The 16,179-nt window shown below is 72.3% G+C and carries 20 protein-coding genes and 1 pseudogene; 13 read left to right on the top strand and 8 right to left on the bottom strand.

The features are described from left to right. The first annotated feature begins 67 nt into the window (after window positions 1–67). The 6 genes from QNO07_RS14230 (at window position 68) to QNO07_RS14255 (ending at window position 4,714) form a co-directional block, all read left to right on the top strand. A complete protein-coding gene (locus tag QNO07_RS14230; RefSeq protein ID WP_283992341.1) occupies window positions 68–370 on the top strand; it encodes an urease subunit gamma in 303 nt (100 codons plus the stop codon). Between the two features lie 14 nt (window positions 371–384). After that, on the top strand, window positions 385–696 hold the full coding sequence (locus tag QNO07_RS14235) for an urease subunit beta (RefSeq protein WP_283992342.1): 312 nt from the start codon (window positions 385–387) through the stop codon (window positions 694–696). 12 nt (window positions 697–708) lie between these two features. After that, window positions 709–2,430, top strand: coding sequence for an urease subunit alpha (locus QNO07_RS14240; RefSeq protein WP_283992343.1), 1,722 nt, complete (start codon window positions 709–711; stop codon window positions 2,428–2,430). 10 nt (window positions 2,431–2,440) lie between these two features. After that, entirely contained in the window at window positions 2,441–3,115 is a 675-nt protein-coding gene (locus QNO07_RS14245; RefSeq protein ID WP_283992344.1) for an urease accessory protein UreF, read from the top strand. A 79-nt stretch (window positions 3,116–3,194) separates the two neighbouring features. Beyond that, on the top strand, window positions 3,195–3,902 hold the full coding sequence (ureG, locus tag QNO07_RS14250) for an urease accessory protein UreG (protein WP_283992346.1): 708 nt from the start codon (window positions 3,195–3,197) through the stop codon (window positions 3,900–3,902). Continuing rightward, on the top strand, window positions 3,899–4,714 hold the full coding sequence (locus QNO07_RS14255; protein WP_283992347.1) for an urease accessory protein UreD: 816 nt from the start codon (window positions 3,899–3,901) through the stop codon (window positions 4,712–4,714). Before ureG ends, QNO07_RS14255 begins: the two co-directional genes overlap by 4 nt. A 6-nt stretch (window positions 4,715–4,720) precedes the next feature. Here the strand turns inward: QNO07_RS14255 and QNO07_RS14260 are convergent, their stop codons facing one another. After that, a complete protein-coding gene (locus QNO07_RS14260; RefSeq protein ID WP_283992348.1) occupies window positions 4,721–5,452 on the bottom strand; it encodes a lysophospholipid acyltransferase family protein in 732 nt (243 codons plus the stop codon). A 328-nt stretch (window positions 5,453–5,780) separates the two neighbouring features. Beyond that, complete coding sequence (locus tag QNO07_RS14265) at window positions 5,781–6,446, bottom strand: TetR/AcrR family transcriptional regulator (RefSeq protein ID WP_283992349.1); 666 nt, start codon at window positions 6,444–6,446, stop codon at window positions 5,781–5,783. 164 nt (window positions 6,447–6,610) lie between these two features. On the opposite strand from QNO07_RS14265, the gene QNO07_RS14270 reads away from it, so the two are divergent. The 4 genes and pseudogenes from QNO07_RS14270 to QNO07_RS27690 all read left to right on the top strand — a co-directional run bounded on the left by QNO07_RS14270 (window position 6,611) and on the right by QNO07_RS27690 (window position 8,375). Beyond that, a complete protein-coding gene (locus QNO07_RS14270; RefSeq protein ID WP_283992350.1) occupies window positions 6,611–6,934 on the top strand; it encodes a VOC family protein in 324 nt (107 codons plus the stop codon). 114 nt (window positions 6,935–7,048) lie between these two features. After that, a pseudogene (locus tag QNO07_RS14275) lies at window positions 7,049–7,354 on the top strand (hypothetical protein); the annotation flags it as partial. Between the two features lie 108 nt (window positions 7,355–7,462). Further along, entirely contained in the window at window positions 7,463–8,119 is a 657-nt protein-coding gene (locus QNO07_RS14280) for a DsbA family oxidoreductase (protein ID WP_283992352.1), read from the top strand. A gap of 37 nt (window positions 8,120–8,156) precedes the next feature. Next, complete coding sequence (locus QNO07_RS27690) at window positions 8,157–8,375, top strand: hypothetical protein (protein WP_502961846.1); 219 nt, start codon at window positions 8,157–8,159, stop codon at window positions 8,373–8,375. A gap of 144 nt (window positions 8,376–8,519) precedes the next feature. Here the strand turns inward: QNO07_RS27690 and QNO07_RS14290 are convergent, their stop codons facing one another. From QNO07_RS14290 to QNO07_RS14305, 4 genes are all read right to left on the bottom strand, one after another. Beyond that, window positions 8,520–8,678: a hypothetical protein gene (locus QNO07_RS14290; RefSeq protein WP_283992354.1), complete on the bottom strand. Its 159-nt coding sequence runs from the start codon at window positions 8,676–8,678 to the stop codon at window positions 8,520–8,522. Window positions 8,679–8,768: 90 nt separating this feature from the next. After that, window positions 8,769–9,719: a cytochrome c oxidase assembly protein gene (locus QNO07_RS14295; RefSeq protein ID WP_283992356.1), complete on the bottom strand. Its 951-nt coding sequence runs from the start codon at window positions 9,717–9,719 to the stop codon at window positions 8,769–8,771. Window positions 9,720–9,811: 92 nt separating this feature from the next. Then, window positions 9,812–10,540, bottom strand: coding sequence for a type 1 glutamine amidotransferase (locus tag QNO07_RS14300; RefSeq protein WP_283992357.1), 729 nt, complete (start codon window positions 10,538–10,540; stop codon window positions 9,812–9,814). 34 nt (window positions 10,541–10,574) lie between these two features. Beyond that, window positions 10,575–11,816: a MurT ligase domain-containing protein gene (locus tag QNO07_RS14305; protein WP_283992358.1), complete on the bottom strand. Its 1,242-nt coding sequence runs from the start codon at window positions 11,814–11,816 to the stop codon at window positions 10,575–10,577. 110 nt (window positions 11,817–11,926) lie between these two features. Between QNO07_RS14305 and def the strand changes: the two genes are divergently transcribed. Then, complete coding sequence (gene def / locus QNO07_RS14310; protein WP_283992359.1) at window positions 11,927–12,499, top strand: peptide deformylase; 573 nt, start codon at window positions 11,927–11,929, stop codon at window positions 12,497–12,499. Between the two features lie 29 nt (window positions 12,500–12,528). Here def and QNO07_RS14315 read toward each other — a convergent pair whose 3' ends face one another. Beyond that, window positions 12,529–13,173, bottom strand: coding sequence for a TetR/AcrR family transcriptional regulator (locus tag QNO07_RS14315; RefSeq protein ID WP_283992360.1), 645 nt, complete (start codon window positions 13,171–13,173; stop codon window positions 12,529–12,531). Window positions 13,174–13,322: 149 nt separating this feature from the next. On the opposite strand from QNO07_RS14315, the gene QNO07_RS14320 reads away from it, so the two are divergent. After that, window positions 13,323–14,540, top strand: a complete 1,218-nt coding sequence (locus QNO07_RS14320; RefSeq protein WP_283992361.1) for an acyl-CoA dehydrogenase family protein — start codon at window positions 13,323–13,325, stop codon at window positions 14,538–14,540. Window positions 14,541–14,616: 76 nt separating this feature from the next. On the opposite strand, the gene QNO07_RS14325 is transcribed toward QNO07_RS14320, so the two are convergent. Further along, window positions 14,617–15,024 carry a VOC family protein gene (locus QNO07_RS14325; protein WP_283992362.1) on the bottom strand — a complete coding sequence of 136 codons (408 nt, stop codon included), beginning with the start codon at window positions 15,022–15,024 and terminating at the stop codon, window positions 14,617–14,619. A 296-nt stretch (window positions 15,025–15,320) separates the two neighbouring features. Here QNO07_RS14325 and QNO07_RS14330 point away from each other — a divergent pair, with 296 nt between their 5' ends. After that, a complete protein-coding gene (locus tag QNO07_RS14330; protein ID WP_283992363.1) occupies window positions 15,321–16,172 on the top strand; it encodes a class I SAM-dependent methyltransferase in 852 nt (283 codons plus the stop codon). Window positions 16,173–16,179 lie beyond the last annotated feature (7 nt).

Genomic DNA, 16,179 nt, shown 5'->3' on the forward strand with positions numbered 1-16,179 from the left:
CGCTTCGCGACTAGCCTCAGGCCGTGGCCAGGTACCGGCGGCTTGTCGATGGTTGAGGTGGAACGGCGTGCAACTGACCCCGCACGAGCAGGAACGCCTGCTCATCCACGTGGCAGCCGACGTGGCCGCCCGGCGGCACGCCCGCGGTGTGCGCCTCAACCACCCCGAGGCCCTCGCGCTGCTCACGGTGCACATCCTCGAAGGGGCCAGGGACGGCCGCACCGTCGCCGAACTCATGGCCTCCGGACGCCAGGTCCTCACCCGGGACGACGTCATGGACGGCATCCCCGAGATGATCCGCGACGTCCAGGTCGAGGCGACCTTCCCCGACGGGACGAAGCTGGTCACCGTGCACGAGCCGATCGTCTGAGCGGAAGGGCCCCCATGATCCCCGGCGAGGTCCTGCTCGCGACGGAACCGGTGACGCTCAACGAGGGCGCGCCGGAGACCGTGCTGACCGTACTCAACACCGCCGACCGGCCCGTCCAGGTCGGCTCCCACTACCACTTCGCCGAAGCCAACCCTGGGCTGGACTTCGACCGGGACGCCGCCCGGGGCAAGCGGCTGGGCGTCGCCGCCGGCACCGCCGTGCGCTTCGAACCGGGCATCCCCGTCGAGGTGCGGCTGGTACCGCTCACCGGCCTGCGCGTCGTCCCCGGGCTGCGCGGCGAGACCGCCGGAGCCCTCGATGACTGACCGGAGCCGACGATGACCGAACTGAGCCGCGCCGCCTACCACGACCTGTTCGGCCCCACCACCGGCGACCGGGTACGGCTGGCCGACACCGACCTGCTGATCGAGGTCGAGCAGGACCTCGCGGGCGGCCCCGGCCGGGCCGGCGACGAAGCGGTGTTCGGCGGCGGCAAGGTCATCCGCGAGTCGATGGGTCAGGCCCGCACCACCCGCGCCGAGGGCGCCCCCGACACCGTCGTCACCGGCGCCCTCGTCCTCGACCACTGGGGAGTGGTCAAGGCCGACATCGGCATCCGCGACGGCCGGATCACGGCCCTCGGCAAGGCCGGCAACCCCGACACCATGGACGGCGTCCACCCCGAGCTGGTCATCGGACCCGAGACCGAGATCATCTCCGGCAACGGCCGCATCCTCACCGCCGGCGCCATCGACGCCCACGTGCACTTCGTCTGCCCGCAACTCGTCGACGAGGCGCTCGCCTCCGGCATCACCACGCTGCTCGGCGGCGGCACCGGGCCCGCCGAGGGCACCAAGGCCACCACCGTCACACCCGGCCCCTGGCACACGGCCCGCATGTTCGAGGCCATGGACGGCATGCCGGTCAACATCGGGCTCCTCGGCAAGGGCAACACCGTCTCCCGCGAGGCGATGACCAGTCAGCTGCGCGGCGGCGCTGTCGGCTTCAAGATCCACGAGGACTGGGGAGCGACACCCGCCGCGATCGACGCCTGCCTCGGCGTGTGCGAGGACACCGGCGTACAGCTGGCCATCCACACCGACACCCTCAACGAGGCCGGCTTCGTGCAGGACACGCTGGCCGCCGTCGCCGGCCGCACCCTGCACGCCTACCACTCCGAGGGGGCGGGCGGCGGCCACGCGCCGGACATCATCACCGTCGTGAGCCGGCCCCACGTGCTGCCCAGCTCCACCAACCCCACCCGGCCGCACACCGTCAACACCGTCGAGGAGCACCTCGACATGCTGATGGTCTGCCACCACCTCAACCCGTCCGTCCCCGAGGACCTGGCCTTCGCCGAGTCCCGCATCCGACCCTCGACGATCGCCGCCGAGGACATCCTGCACGACCTCGGCGCCATCTCGATCATCTCCTCCGACTCCCAGGCCATGGGCCGCATCGGCGAGGTCGTGCTGCGCACCTGGCAGACCGCCCACGTGATGAAGCGCCGCCGCGGCACGCTGCCCGGCGACGGACGCGCCGACAACCTGAGGGCCCGCCGATACGTCGCGAAGTACACGATCAACCCGGCTCTCGCCCAGGGCATCGCCGACGAGGTCGGCTCGGTCGAGGCCGGCAAGCTCGCCGACCTGGTGCTGTGGGAACCGGCGTTCTTCGGCGTCAAACCGCACCTGGTGCTGAAGGGCGGCCAGATCGCCTACGCCCAAATGGGGGACGCCAACGCCTCCATCCCCACCCCGCAGCCCGTCCTGCCGCGCCCGATGTTCGGCGCCACCGGACGCGCTCCGGCCGCCAACTCCGTCAACTTCACCAACCAGCTGGCCCTGGAGGACGCACTGCCCGAGCGGCTGGGCCTGGGCAAGCCCTTCGTGGCGATCCGCAGCACCCGCGGCACCAGCAAGGCCGACATGCGGGAGAACACCGCGCTGCCGCACGTCGAGGTGGACCCCGACACCTTCACCGTCACCATCGACGGCGACCGCGTCGAACCGGCACCCGCTGCGGAACTGCCCATGGCCCAGCGCTACTTCCTCTTCTGACGGACACGCCGTGACCCTCCACGCCCGCGCGGCGCTGCTGCTCCTGGCCGACGGGCGCTTCCCCGCCGGCGGCCACGCCCACTCCGGCGGCGCCGAGGCGGCGGTCGCAGCCGGGCGCATCACCGACGCCGCCAGCCTGGCCGGCTTCTGCCGCGGACGGCTGCACACCACCGGGCTGGTCGCCGCCGCCCTCGCCGCAGCCGCCTGCGCCGGAACCGACCCGCTCGCCCTGGACGCCGCCGCCGACGCCCGCACCCCCTCGCCCGCGCTGCGCCGCACCGCGCGCCGCCTCGGCCGCCAGCTGATGCGCGCCGCCCGTGCCACCTGGCCCGACGACCGGCTCGACGCGCTGGCCGCCGCCCGCCCGCGCGGCGCGCACCAGCCGGTGGTGCTCGGCCTCACCGCCCGCGCCGCCGGCCTCACCCCGCTGGACGCCGCGCACGCCGCCGCCTACGAGGCCGTGTCCGCACCGGCGACCGCCGCCGTCCGACTGCTCAGCCTCGACCCCTTCGACGCGACCGCCGTGCTCGCCCGGCTAGCCCCGGAACTGGACGAGGTCGCCGACCGGGCCGAGCGGCACGCCGCCACGGGCACCGCGAACTCGCTGCCGGCCGCGAGCGCGCCGCTGCTCGACCTCGGCGCCGAGGAGCACGGCACCTGGCCCACCCGCCTGTTCGCCTCCTGAGCCGCGAACCATGCCGCCCCCCGGATACACCCCGACCTGTTCAACCAGCACGCCGCGACCTGCCCCCAAGGAGCCGTCCATGCACCTCGACCACGGTGACACCGCCGCCTCGTCCCACACCCGCAGCGCCGACACCCTGCGGCCGGACGGAACCCGCAGAGCGCTGCGCATCGGCCTGGGCGGACCCGTGGGTTCGGGCAAGACCGCCACCGTCGCCGCCCTGTGCCGGGCCCTGCGCGACGAGGTGTCCCTCGCGGTGGTCACCAACGACATCTACACCCGCGAGGACGCCGCGTTCCTCCTTCGCAACGCCGTGCTGCCACCGGAGCGCATCACCGCCGTCGAGACCGGTGCGTGCCCGCACACCGCGATCCGCGACGACATCTCCGCCAACCTGGAGGCCATCGAGGACCTCGAACACGACCTCGCGGACCAGGGCGGCGTGGAGCTGTTCCTCGTGGAGTCCGGGGGCGACAACCTCACCGCCACCTTCTCCAAGGGCCTCGTCGACGCCCAGATCTTCGTCATCGACGTCGCCGGCGGCGACGACATCCCGCGCAAGGGCGGCCCCGGCGTCACCACGTCCGACCTGCTGGTCATCAACAAGACCGACCTCGCCCCCTACGTGGGCTCCGACTTGGACGCCATGGCCCGCGACGCGGCGGCGCAGCGCGGTCCGCTGCCCTTCGTCCTCACCTCGCTCACCGGCGACGACGGCGCGCAGCCGGTCACCGACTGGGTCCGCGCCCGGCTCGCCCGGTGGGCGGCCACCGGAACCGCGACGTGAGCCCGGACGCGGGCGGTGTCACCGCCACCGCGCGTGTCACCGCCGCCCCCGGGCGCGGCACCGGCACGGCGCTCCCCGAACTCGCCGGCGACGGTCCGCTCGCCCTGCGGCGGGTGCGCAGCGCCGGACCGTACGCCGCGGTCGCACTTGTCGGGGCGATGACACACCCCCTCGGCGGCGACCGGCTGCGCCTTGAGACCGACGTCCGGCCCGGGGCCGCGCTGCGCTTCACCACCACCGCCGCCACCGTCGCGCTGCCCGGACGCGAAGGCGGCGCCGCGTACTACGACACCGTGCACCGGGTCGGGGCGGGCGCGACCCTGCACTGGCTGCCAGAACCGGTGATCAGCGCCCGCGGCAGCGACCTGCGCGCCGATGCCCGCGTGGACCTCGACGCGGACGCCCGGCTGGTGTTCCGCGAGGAGCAGGTGCTCGGCCGCACCGGGGAGACCACCGGTCGGCTGACCACCCGCCTGAGCGTGCACCGGGCCGGCCGCCCGCTGCTGGACCAGGAGCTGTCCTACGGCCCCGGTGTGCCCGGCTGGGACGACGGCGCGGTGCTCGGCGGGATGCGTGCCGTCGGGCAGCTCCTGGTCGTCGACCCCGCCTTCGCGCAACGGCCGGTCGGCACGGAGGTACTGCCGGGCACCGCGGTGCGCTGCCCGCTGGACGGCCCGGCCTTCCTGGTCAGCGCGGTCGCTCAGGACGCGCTGCGGCTGCGCCGGGCCCTGGACGAGCTGGCCACCGGGCTGGTCCCGCCCTGCGCCCCGCACGGCCACCCCCCGGGCGGGGAGGTACGCACTGCCGACTGACCGGCGTCACACCCCGCCCTGGGTCCTGCCCTCGTCCGAGGACTCGTCCGGAGCTCCCTGCTCGGCGGCTAGCGCCTTGGCGTCCGGGGCGTACATGTCGACGTACTCCTGGCCGGACAGGTCCAGGATCGCGTACATGATCTCGTCGGTGACCGCGCGAAGCACCGCCCGCTCGTTCTCCATCCCGGCGAACCGCGAGAACTCCAGCGGCTTGCCGAACCGGATGGTGACCCGACCCATCCTGGGGAGCCGCCGCCCCGGCGGCTGGATCTCGAAGGTGCCGACCATCGCGCACGGGATGACCGGCACACCGGCGCGCAGCGCCATCGCGGCGACCCCGACGCGCCCCTTGTAGAGCCGGCCGTCGTGGGAGCGGGTGCCCTCCGGGTAGATGCCCAGCAGTTCGTCCTTGGCCAGCACGCCCAGGCCTTCCTCGATGGCGGCCCGTGCGGCTCCGCGCCCGGAGCGGTCCACCGGGATCTGGCCGACGGCGCGGAAGAACGCCGCCGTCAGCTTGCCCTTGACGCCGGGGCCGGTGAAGTACTCCGACTTGGCCAGAAAGGTGATGCGCCGGTGCAGCACGGCCGGCATCAGGAAGTGGTCGGAGAACGAGAGGTGGTTGCCGGCCACGATCGCCGGACCCTCGTCCGGCACGTTCTCCAGTCCCTCCAGGCGGGGCCGGAACGACACCCGCAGCAGTGGACCCAGCAGTACGTACTTCAGCACGTAGTAGAACACGATCTCTCCCCAACTCCGCCGGTCGGCTCTGTGGCCGCGTTCTGCCAGGTCATGGGACGCGTTCCGGTGCGTGCGCCGATCTGTGTGCGATCGGCTGCGGCCAGGTCTGATCGTCTCCCGCGGACGCCCGGCCGACCATCCTGACGCAGCGTCAGGGAACGGTTCCGGCCGATCGCCCGTGTCCGGTGATCGATCGTAGCCCGATTCCGCTCCCCGGGGGATGGTCGGGAAAGCCCTGATCGTGGATGCCCGTGCCCGCCCGCCGCTCCCACCCGGCCGCCCCTCGTGGACCGCCTGCCGACCCCGTGTGCGCGGGTGCGTCCGCGGCTCAGGACGGAAGCGTGCTCCCCGGTCCGTACAGCCGCAGGAAGGTGCGCACGCCTGCGGTGACGAGCTTGTTGATCTCCGCGTCGGCGAGCGGGACGGCACCGTGGAAGGAGCGCTCGATGATGTCGGTGTTCACCAGCAGCATCAGGTGGTTCGTCGCCTGCTCCGCGTCGTCGAGTACCAGCAGCCCCCTCTCCGCCAACCGGCCCACACAGCGGGTCAGTTCCTCCATCACGGGCCCCGGTCCCGCGTCATGCCAGCCCTGCAGGATCTCGGGGGGCAGGCGCGCGGCCTCGGCGATGATCACTCGCACCAGGGCGAAGTGGTTCTCGAACCCGGTCAGCGGAGTCGCCCACGCCCGCCCGAAGGCCTCCAGGTCGGCTTCCAGGTCGGTTACCTCGCTGAGATGGCGCTCGATCAGTGCCCTGCGCGCTGCACCTACGGCTTGGGCGCTCTCCTGGATGGTCAGCAGGAAGAGCTGCTCCTTGTCCTTGTAGTGGTTGTAGATCGTCCGCTTGGACACGCCGGCCTCCGCGGCGATGGCGTCGACGCTCGCCCGGGAGTAGCCCTCCCGGGCGAACACGGCGCGGGCGGCGCAGGCGATGGCCTCCCGCTTGGGTGACGTCCCGCGGCGGGGGTGCGCCGGCACCGCTTCTTCTCTTGTCATCGACGCTCCTTCTCAAGAAAAGTACACCGCTTGGTGTACTTAGTGCACTGCACGGTGTAGTTTACTCATGCGGGCGCCGACCGGCGGGGGAGGATCCTCCGGCCCGGTCCGCCCGCAGGACCCGCACCGGGTCCTCATCTTCGCCTCCCCGAAAGGATCAGGGCATGTTCGGCAACCTGACCGTGACCAAGATGCACTGCAAGGACGTCGAGGCCATGACGGCGTTCTACCGCGACCGGCTGAAGATGGAGATCATCGAACAGAGCGAGGTGCACACCGTCTTCGCCACGGGCAACGGCGGTGAGCTGATCATCACCTCGCAGTCGGCGGACCGGCCGATCAGCGTCGCCTTCACGGATGTCGACATCCCCCACGCGCACCGGGCGCTCTCCGACGCCGGGGCAGGGGAGCTGATCCCGCACAAGGACGGTGAGCGGTTCCAACTGGAGGACCCCGAGGGCAACACCGTCATCTTCGTCAACGCCTGACAGTGCGCCCAGGCGGCCACCGCCCCTGAGGACCCTCGTGAATCCGGTCCTCCTGACTGCGGTGGCCGCGGCTGACCGGGGCCCGCTCATGCGGACCCCGCCCGCCTCGGCCGCTACCTGGCAGGCTGCGTGCTGTTCGCCGCCGGTGCGACCCTCTTCATCCACGCCGGACTCGGCGTGGACCCGCTGGATGTGCTCTCCCTGGCGCTGCTGGAACACCTTCCGCTGACCATCGGCATCGCACAGGCGGACGAACGTAAGCCTTTCCGCGGTCCGGAACCCGCGACGGGGCCGTCGGCGCGGTCCTCGGGATGCCTCCCGGTCGATCGGCGCAGCTCGGACCCGTCACACGGTGCCGACCAGGCCGGTCGCAGCAGCGGTTCGGTCAAACCGGAGACGTCCTCCTGCAAGCGTGTGTGAAGTCGCTTGTTGTGCCCCCTCGCAGCAAAGATCCTGTCAGAACGCCGCGCGCGACACGAACGACCGCACGGACCGGCGACCGCCGGCCGCACCGACTGGAGGCTCGACATGGCAGGACACGACAACAGGCCCGTCACCGTGGAAATGGTGCTGGACGTCATCTGCGCGGCGTCTTACATAGCGTTCGTGCGGCTGGAGCGCGCCGTGGACCGGTTCCGCGCCGAGGGAGGAAGCGTTGAGGTGGTCTTCCGCCCGTTCCAGCTCGCCCCGGACACCGAATTCGGAGGAAAACCCCTGCTGGAGGTGCTCACCGGCATGTTCGGCGACCACGTGGTGGCCGAGACCGAGCAGGCCGCCCGGGACGCACTCAACGACGGCGTGACGCTCGACTACCACCGGGCGGTCGCCGCCGGCACCTTCGAAGCGCACCGCCTCGTCGCGACCGCGGCCCGGCAGGGCCTGGCCGAACCCATGGTCGCCCGGCTGTTCGCGGCGCACTTCTCCGACGGCCTTGACATCGCGGACCCGGGCACGCTCGCCGCCCTGGCCGACGAGGTGGGTGTCCGGCCGAGCGAGGAGGGAGCCGCGGAACTGCGGGCGGAACTCGACCGCGTGCGCAACCTGGGGGTCCGCTCGGTGCCGCAGGTCCACATCAGCGGCATCAGCCTGCCGGGTACCCAGCTGGAGGTCACCTACAGCCAGGCCCTCGCCAAGGCCGCCGGCAAGCAGGCGGTCCGGCAGGGGCACCGCACCGTGCTCGACTGACCTGGTGGACTTCGCCCGGGGCTGGCGGCCCGACCTCGTGCTGTGGGGCCCGGCCTTCCTGCCCGCCCCCGTCGCGGCCCGCGCCAGCGGCGCCGCCACGCCCGTCTGCTGTGGGGCACGGACTGCTTCGCCTGGTCGCGCAGCGCCCTGCGGCAACTCGGAGCCCGCCCTGGTGCCGAGCCGCTGGAGGACCCGCACGCGGCCCTGGCCCGGCCGATGCTGGATCGCTACGGCTTCGCCCTCGACGAGGAGCTGATCGTCGGGCAGTGGACGGTCGACCCGATGCCGTCCCGGCTGCGGCAACCTCTCGACGTGCGCTTCGTGCCCGTGCGCTGGGCCACGTTCACGGGGCCGCCGCAGTCCCGGGGTGGCTGCTGGAGCCGCCCGGACGGCCACGGACTCAGTTGCCGTCAGCCGTGACCAGGCCCAGCGTCACCAGCCCCAGCACCACCCAGGCGAACCACACCCAGCCGCTGCCCCCGAGTGTCACCGAGTACGCCGTCGCCAGCACCAGCGCGGTCAGCGTGGCGACCGTCATTCCCTTAGCGGCTCCCGGCATCGCAGGCACCTCCTCCGCAGGGCCGGCACGGCGGTCGCCGCCCGGTACCCCGGTCAGGTACCCATCGTCCCCCGAGTCAGACCGGAAGCGCTACCGCTGGCGGCTCTGGAGTGACGCAAGGTAGGCGTTGTAGGCCGCCAGCTCGCGGTCGCCGTCGCGGTCGGCCGCCCGGTCGGACCGCCGGGACTGCCGCTGCTCGGAGACGTACCACTGGAAGATCAGCGCGATCAGGACCAGCACCGACGGGATCTCGCTGAACGCCCAGGCGATGCCGCCGGCCCACGTCTGGTCGGTCAGCGCGTCCACGCCGAGCGAGGCCGGCGGGTCGGCGTAGGTGGTCACCATCGGGGCGGAGGCCATCATCAGGGCGATGCCGAAGAACGCGTGGAACGGCATCCCGATGAACAGCTCCAGCATGCGCATCACGTAACCGGGCCGGTGCGGGCCCGGGTCGACGCCCATGATGGGCCAGAAGAACACCAGGCCGACGACGAGGAAGTGCACCATCATCGCCAGGTGCCCGGCGGTGGACCCCATGAGGAAGTCGAACAGCGGGGTGAAGTACAGCGCGTACAGGCTGGCGATGAACAGCGGAATGGTGAACGCCGGGTGTGTGACCACCCGCAGGTAGCGGCTGTGCAGCAGCGCCACCAGCACCTCGCGCGGGCCGGTGCGCCCCCGTCCGGCGGACGGCAGCGCGCGCAGTGTCAGCGTCACCGGTGCGCCCAGCAGCAGGAGGATCGGTGCCAGCATGCTGATCACCATGTGCTGCACCATGTGCACGCTGAACAGCACCATGCCGTACTCGTTCAGCGCGGTGCACATCACCAGAGCGATCAGCAGCACACCCAGCACGAAGCCGACCGTGCGGCCCACCGGCCAGGCGTCGCCGCGGCGGCGCAGCCGCACCACGCCCCAGCCGTACAGGGCCAGCGCCAGCAGGCAGCCGGTCAGGAAGAAGGGCTCACCGGTGAAGGCCAGTCCGCGTTCCAGCGTGAACGGCGCCAGATCCATGTCCATGCCGTGATCGCTGTGGTCCATCCCGTACTCTCCCGTTTCGCGCTGATCGCCCGCTCCAGAGTAGAACCGCCCCCGGCAGCGTCAGCAGCCGGGGGCGGGGGAGCGAGGTGAGGTCAGGCGGGCTGCGTCGCCGAGGCGATGCGCTCGCCGCGCAGCGCCTCGTACCAGCGGTCGTCGACCGGCGGCAGCGCGTTGACGTCGAGCGCCAACTTGATCAGCAGGTCGCCGATCAGCGGGTTCCTCGCCAGGACGGGCCCGTGCATGTAGGTGCCGAAGACGGTGCCGTTGTAGGCGCCCTCGGTGCCGTCGCCGGTTCCGTTGCCCTTGCCGAGGCGCACGCGGGCCAGCGGACGGGCCGTGGGCCCCAGGTGCGTCACGCCCTGGTGGTTCTCGAAACCGGTCAGCTGGGGCAGTCCCAGCCGCTCGTCCATGTCGGCCAGCACGTCGCCCACGCAGCGCTCGTCCTCACCGCGGCCTGAGGTGACGTCCAGCAGGCCGAGGCCGGGCTGGCGCTCACCGAGGTCGTTGACGAACTCGTGGCCGAGGATCTGGTAGCCGGCGCAGACGGAGAAGATGATCGCGCCGTTGTCGTGGGCGCGCTCCAGGCCGCCGTCGCGCACCAGCCGCTCCGACGCCAGCCGCTGGGGCCGGTCCTCGCCGCCGCCGATCAGGTAGATGTCGCCCGAGGTGGGGATCTGCTGGTCGGAGCGGACGTCGATGCGCTGCACGTCGAGGCCGCGCTGCTGTGCGCGGCGTTCGACGACCAGCACGTTGCCCTGGTCGCCGTAGGTGCTCAGCAGGTCCGGGTAGACCCACACCACCCGCAGGCTCGTGTCACTCATGGTCGTGGTCGCCTTCCTTCACGCGTGTGAGGGGTCAGTTGCCGACGACGCGGCGCAGGTCCTGGAACGCGGTGTAGTTCGCGATGGCCTCGATGCGTCCGGGCGGGCAGGCGAGGATCGCCTCCTGGGCGCTGTCGCACACCTGGAAGTCCACCCCGGCCACCTCCAGTCGCACCGCGAGGTCGAGCCGGCGGTCGCCGATGACGCAGATCGGGTGCCCGGCGAGCCGCGAGTAGTCGACGTCCCACAGCCAGGAGGTGTCCGTGCCGTCGGCGCCGCGCGCGTTGACCGCGAGGATCACCGGGGCCGGCGGGGCGTCGATCAGGGAGAACGTCTCCAGCCAGCCGGCCGGGTTCTTCGCCAGTAGTAGCCGGATCTCGCGGCCCTGGTGGGAGACCACGTCGTAGCGGCCTGCGACGGCCGCCACCGAGTACATCCGCTCCAGCGCGAGCTGCGGCGCCACCCCGAAGGCGGCGGCGACCGCGGCGGAGGTGGTGGCGTTCGCCTTGTTGGCCCGGCCCGGCAGCTGGAGCCGGATCGGCCACGCCGAGCCGTGCGGGTCGAGCACGTGGTCGCCGGAGAGCGCCCAGGTCGGGGTGGGGCGGCGGAAACCGCACTCGCCGCAGAACCACTCGTCGCCCGGCCGCTGCATGACCCCGCCGCAGGAGGGGCAGGACCAGGCGTCGTCCTTCCACTCCTGGCCGGCGGCCACCCACACCACGTTCGGTGAGGAGGACGCGGCCCACACCACCAGCGGGTCGTCGGCGTTGGCGATCACCACGGCCTTGGTGCCGGACAGCCCCTCACGCCACTTCTCCGCGAGCATGCGGGTCTCCGCGGCGCGGTCGAGCTGGTCACGCGAGAGGTTGAGCAGCGCGATCGCCTTGGGCGTGACGTCCCTGGCCACACCGGCCAGGTACTTCTCATCCACCTCGATCACGCCGTAGCGCGCCCGGGAACCGCCGGCCAGCGCCGACGTGATGCCGGCGGGCATGTTGGCGCCCAGCGCGTTGGAGACGACCTCCTCGCCGGTGGCCCTCAGGGCCTCGGCGATCAGCCTGGTGGTGGTTGTCTTGCCGTTCGTCGCTGACACGAGGACCACGTCCAGATGCCCGGCCAGGCGAGCCAGCAGATCGGGATCGAGCCGCAGCGCCACCTTGCCGCCGATGACTGATCCACTTCCGCGGCCTGCGGCCCGCGATACCGCCGCCGCGGCCCTGCCCGCCGTCACAGCCAGTTTGGCCCGCGGCGACAGCGGCTCCGAGTTGCCTGCCATCGTCCTAGATCCTCCTTGTGCTCCGGTCAAGGAGCAGCCTACCGAGCGGTGCGGGGTGCTCCCGAACCGCACCGCCCTGGACGGGGCCGGTCGCCCGTAGTCTGACGGCTATGCAACGTCGTTCCATCCCGGGCAGTTCCGGTCGCAGGCGGACCGTTCGGCACTTCGGTGACCCCGTGCTGCACACGCCCTGCGCCGAGGTGACCGACTTCGGCCCGTCCCTCGCGGAACTGGTGGAGGACATGTTCGCCACCATGTACGCGGCCCGCGGCGTGGGTCTGGCGGCCAATCAGATCGGCGTGGCACTGCGTGTGTTCGTCTTCGACTGCCCCGACGACCTCGACCGGCGCCACCTGGGGCACGTCGTCAACCCCCGCCTGGTCCTCACCGACGGGCCGGAGATCGGCGGGCCGGAGGGCTGCCTGTCGCTGCCCGGGCTGGAGGCGGTGACGGCTCGCTGGGACGAGGCCGTGGTGGAGGGGGTGCGCGTCGACGGCAGTCCGGTGCGCGTCGCGGGCGACGGCTTCTTCGCCCGCTGCCTGCAGCACGAGTGCGACCATCTCGACGGCCTGGTCTACGCCGACCGCCTGGGACCGCTGCGGCACCGCCGCCTGCGCAGGGCGGCCCGGCACACGCCGTGGGCGGGGACGGACCGCGGTCGGGGGCGTCCGGCGCCGGACTAGCACCGGGCGCGGCCGGGGGCGCGCGAAGGTCAGAACGGCGGGCCGCCGTCCCGGTCGCCGGCCGCGGCCAGCCTGCCCCACAGCAGGTCGGCGAGGTGACGCACCAACTGCTCCCGGCTGCACGGCTTCTCACGCAGCCACCAGTCCCCGGCCGCGTACATCATGCCGACGATGCCGTGGCCCCACACCCGGGCCAGCCCGGTGCTGTCCGGACCGAGGTCGAGCCGCTCCACTATCACCGTGCCCAGTTCCTCACCGAGCCGCCGCAGCAGCGGCGCCGAGTGCAGGCCCACCTGGAAGCCCTGCTCCCCGGTGCCGCCGTCCTCGGCCGGGTGCATCAGGAAGCGGTACACCTGCGGATGCGACTCGATCGCCGCGAGATAGGTGTCCAGCGTCGCCTCGACGCGCTGCCGACGCTGCGCGGGCGCGTCCAGCGCGGCCCTCAGCGACGCGAGCAGCGCGTCGGTGTGCCGGACGGCGAGCGCCCGGTACAGGCCGCCCTTGTCGCCGAAGTGCCGGTACAGGATCGGCTTGGTGATGCCCGCCTCGGCCGCGATGGCGTTCATCGACGCGCCCGGCCCGTCCCGGAGCACCACCCGTTCGGCGGCCTCGAGCAGTGCCTCGCGCCTGCGCTCGGACGCGCTGCGCTGGTCGTGTTCCTGACCGCTGTCCATGTCCCTCTCCCCGCCCGTGTTCCCGGGATGCCCCTGCGCAACGTAGCACCCGGCCTGCGGCGGAACGGGGGAGTGGGGAGTTGACAGGCTCTACCGCCCGGTAACAGACTTCCCCGTTACCGCTAGTAACAATTGTGGGAGGGCCCGACATGGCCGAGTTCGCGCTGGACCTCAACGACGACCAGAAAGCCGTGCGGGAGTGGATCCACGGCTTCGCCGCGGACGTGATGCGCCCGGCCGCCGCCGAGTGGGACGAGCGTGAGGAGACCCCCTGGCCCATCATCCAGGAAGCCGCCAAGATCGGCCTCTACTCACTCGACTTCTACGCGCAGCAGTACTTCGACCCGACCGGCCTGGGCATCCCCACCGCGATGGAGGAGCTGTTCTGGGGCGACGCGGGCATCGCACTGTCCATCGTCGGCACCGGGCTGGCCGCCGTCGGTGTGCTCGCCAACGGCACCGAGGAGCAGGTCGGCACCTGGATCCCGCAGATGTACGGCGACGCGGACGACGTGAAGGTCGCGGCGTTCTGCTCCTCCGAACCCGACGCCGGCTCCGACGTCTCCGCCATGCGCACCCGGGCCGTCTACGACGAGGCCAAGGACGAGTGGGTGCTCAACGGAACAAAGACGTGGGCGACCAACGGCGGCATCGCCAACGTGCACGTGGTCGTCGCGGTGGTCGACCCCGGACTCGGCGCCCGCGGGCACGCCTCCTTCATCGTGCCGCCCGCCACCCCCGGCCTGTCGCAGGGGCAGAAGTTCAAGAAGCACGGCATCCGGGCCTCGCACACCGCCGAGGTCGTGCTGGAGGACGTCCGCGTCCCCGGCCACTGCCTGCTGGGCGGCAAGGAGAAGCTGGACGAGCGGCTGGCCCGCGCCCGTGAGGGCAGGTCGGGCCGCGGCCGCAACGCGGCGATGGCCACCTTCGAGGCGTCCCGGCCCGCAGTCGCCGCGCAGGCCGTCGGCATCGCACGCGCCGCGTACGAGGTGGCCATGGACTACGCGAAGACACGTGAGCAGTTCGGCCGCCCGATCATCGACAACCAGGGCGTCGCCTTCCAGCTCGCGGACATGCGCACCCGCATCGACGCCGCCCGGCTGCTGGTGTGGCGCGCCTCCTGGATGGCGGCCTCGGGCCGGCCGTTCACCGCTGCCGAGGGCTCGATGAGCAAGCTGTTCGCAGGCGAGACCGCCAAGACGGTGACCGCGCAGGCGATGCAGATCCTCGGAGGCAACGGCTACACCCGGGAGTACCCGGTCGAGCGGATGCACCGGGACGCGGCCATCTACACCATCTTCGAGGGCACCAGCGAGATCCAGCGCCTGGTCATCGCCCGCACCCTCTCCGGCGTCACGGTGCGCTGAACCCCGGCTGGCTCCCGGGCGGGCGGCGCCTCACCGCCCGCCCGGGAGCCGCCAGGCCTGCGGCGCGCGTGGCGCCTCAGCCCTGAAGGGCGGACGGGTCCATCCACATGACCTCCCAGATGTGGCCGTCGGGGTCCTGGAAGCTGCGGGCGTACATGCCGCCCTCGTCCATCGGGTCCCGGTACACGCTGCCGCCCGCGCTCGCGGCCCGTTCCACCACGCTGTCCACCTCGGCGCGGCTCTCGGCCCCCACACACATGATCACCTCACTGGCCCGACCGGTGTCGGCGAGCTCCTTGCCGGGCGTGAAGCTCTGGTAGAACGGCTCCGTCAGCAGCATCACGAAGGCCGTGTCGCTGATCACCATGCAGGTCGCCTTCTCGTCCGTGAACTGGGCGTTGAAGGTGAAGCCCAGCGCGGTGAAGAAGGCCACCGACGCGTCGAGGTCCTTCACGGGCAGGTTCACGAACACCATCTTGGACATCTGCTGCTCCCTTTCGTGTCGCACGACGGCCGCCGCTGCGGCCCACACCCCTACAGACGGCCGCCGCCGCGGAAACTCATCGCGCCCCGGCCCCGCTCGTCCGCCGAGCAGACGACCCCGGAGACCCCGGAGACGCTGAGCCCGTCGGCCCCGCCGCTTTTGCCAGCTCGGCAAAGAGATTGGCGTTCTGCGCCGGTGCGGCCGCAGGCTTGCAACGTACGGGCGACCGGGCAGCACCGCACCTGCGGCTGCCGCGTCCGGCGTACACCTGCCCCGACCCGGATGAGGACCCCGCCATGAGCCATTCGTCGCACTCTGCCGACCTCGACTGGGACAAGCTCTGCGCCATGCTGGAACTGGAGGCGGACCTGCACCGGCCGGCCCTGCTGGAGGCAGCCGCCTGGCTGCCGGACGAACCGGCCGTGGGCAGCGTGCTGGACGTCGGCAGCGGACCTGGCCGGATGGCCTGCCTGCTCGCCGGACGCTTCCCGCAGGCCCAGGTGACAGCGGTGGACGGGTCGGCGGAACTGCTCGCCCGGGCCCGCGCCCACGCGGCGGACACCGCGACGGCGGACCGCCTCACCACCCACCGCGCCGACCTGCCCGACGGCTTCGCCGAGTTGGCGCCGGCCGACCTGGTGTGGAGCAGCAGGGCGGTGCACCACCTCGGTGACCAGCAGGCCGCCGTCGACGCCCTGGCCCGGCTGGTCAATCCGGGCGGCACGCTCGCGCTCTCCGAGGGCGGCCTGAGCACCCGGTTCCTGCCTCGCGACACGGGCCTTGGACGGCCCGGACTGCAGACGCGGCTCGACCTCGTCCTGGAGGAGTCGTTCGCCGTGATGCGGGCGGAACTGCCGGGCAGCACCGCGGTGGTGGAGGACTGGCCCGCCATGCTCGCCCGCGCCGGCCTGACGCCCAGCGGCACACGTTCCTTCCTGGTGGACCTGCCCGCGCCGCTCGGCGACGAGGGACGCGAGTACGTGTACAAGCGGCTGAACCGGCTGGCCGGGCCCGACGGCGACACCCTCGACGCCGAGGACCGCGCTGCCGTGGCCCGCCTGCTGGACCGCGACGACCCGCAGGGCCTCATGCGCCGGCCGGACGTCTTCTACCTGACGGCCCTCACCGTGCACACCGCCCGCGCCTGACCCGCTG

The organism is Streptomyces sp. 549 (assembly GCF_030124175.1).
GTDB lineage: Bacteria > Actinomycetota > Actinomycetes > Streptomycetales > Streptomycetaceae > Streptomyces.

Bases quoted from the DNA above. Each gene is read 5' to 3' on its own strand.
- QNO07_RS14235 (WP_283992342.1), top strand. From the start codon at position 385: ATGATCCCCGGCGAGGTCCTGCTCGCGACGGAACCGGTGACGCTCAAC.
- QNO07_RS14240 (WP_283992343.1), top strand. From the start codon at position 709: ATGACCGAACTGAGCCGCGCCGCCTACCACGACCTGTTCGGCCCCACC.
- ureG (WP_283992346.1), top strand. From the start codon at position 3,195: ATGCACCTCGACCACGGTGACACCGCCGCCTCGTCCCACACCCGCAGC.
- QNO07_RS14265 (WP_283992349.1), bottom strand. From the start codon at position 6,446: ATGACAAGAGAAGAAGCGGTGCCGGCGCACCCCCGCCGCGGGACGTCA.
- QNO07_RS14270 (WP_283992350.1), top strand. From the start codon at position 6,611: ATGTTCGGCAACCTGACCGTGACCAAGATGCACTGCAAGGACGTCGAG.
- QNO07_RS14280 (WP_283992352.1), top strand. From the start codon at position 7,463: ATGGCAGGACACGACAACAGGCCCGTCACCGTGGAAATGGTGCTGGAC.
- QNO07_RS14290 (WP_283992354.1), bottom strand. From the start codon at position 8,678: ATGCCGGGAGCCGCTAAGGGAATGACGGTCGCCACGCTGACCGCGCTG.
- QNO07_RS14295 (WP_283992356.1), bottom strand. From the start codon at position 9,719: ATGGACCACAGCGATCACGGCATGGACATGGATCTGGCGCCGTTCACG.
- QNO07_RS14300 (WP_283992357.1), bottom strand. From the start codon at position 10,540: ATGAGTGACACGAGCCTGCGGGTGGTGTGGGTCTACCCGGACCTGCTG.
- QNO07_RS14305 (WP_283992358.1), bottom strand. From the start codon at position 11,816: ATGGCAGGCAACTCGGAGCCGCTGTCGCCGCGGGCCAAACTGGCTGTG.
- def (WP_283992359.1), top strand. From the start codon at position 11,927: ATGCAACGTCGTTCCATCCCGGGCAGTTCCGGTCGCAGGCGGACCGTT.
- QNO07_RS14315 (WP_283992360.1), bottom strand. From the start codon at position 13,173: ATGGACAGCGGTCAGGAACACGACCAGCGCAGCGCGTCCGAGCGCAGG.
- QNO07_RS14320 (WP_283992361.1), top strand. From the start codon at position 13,323: ATGGCCGAGTTCGCGCTGGACCTCAACGACGACCAGAAAGCCGTGCGG.
- QNO07_RS14325 (WP_283992362.1), bottom strand. From the start codon at position 15,024: ATGTCCAAGATGGTGTTCGTGAACCTGCCCGTGAAGGACCTCGACGCG.
- QNO07_RS14330 (WP_283992363.1), top strand. From the start codon at position 15,321: ATGAGCCATTCGTCGCACTCTGCCGACCTCGACTGGGACAAGCTCTGC.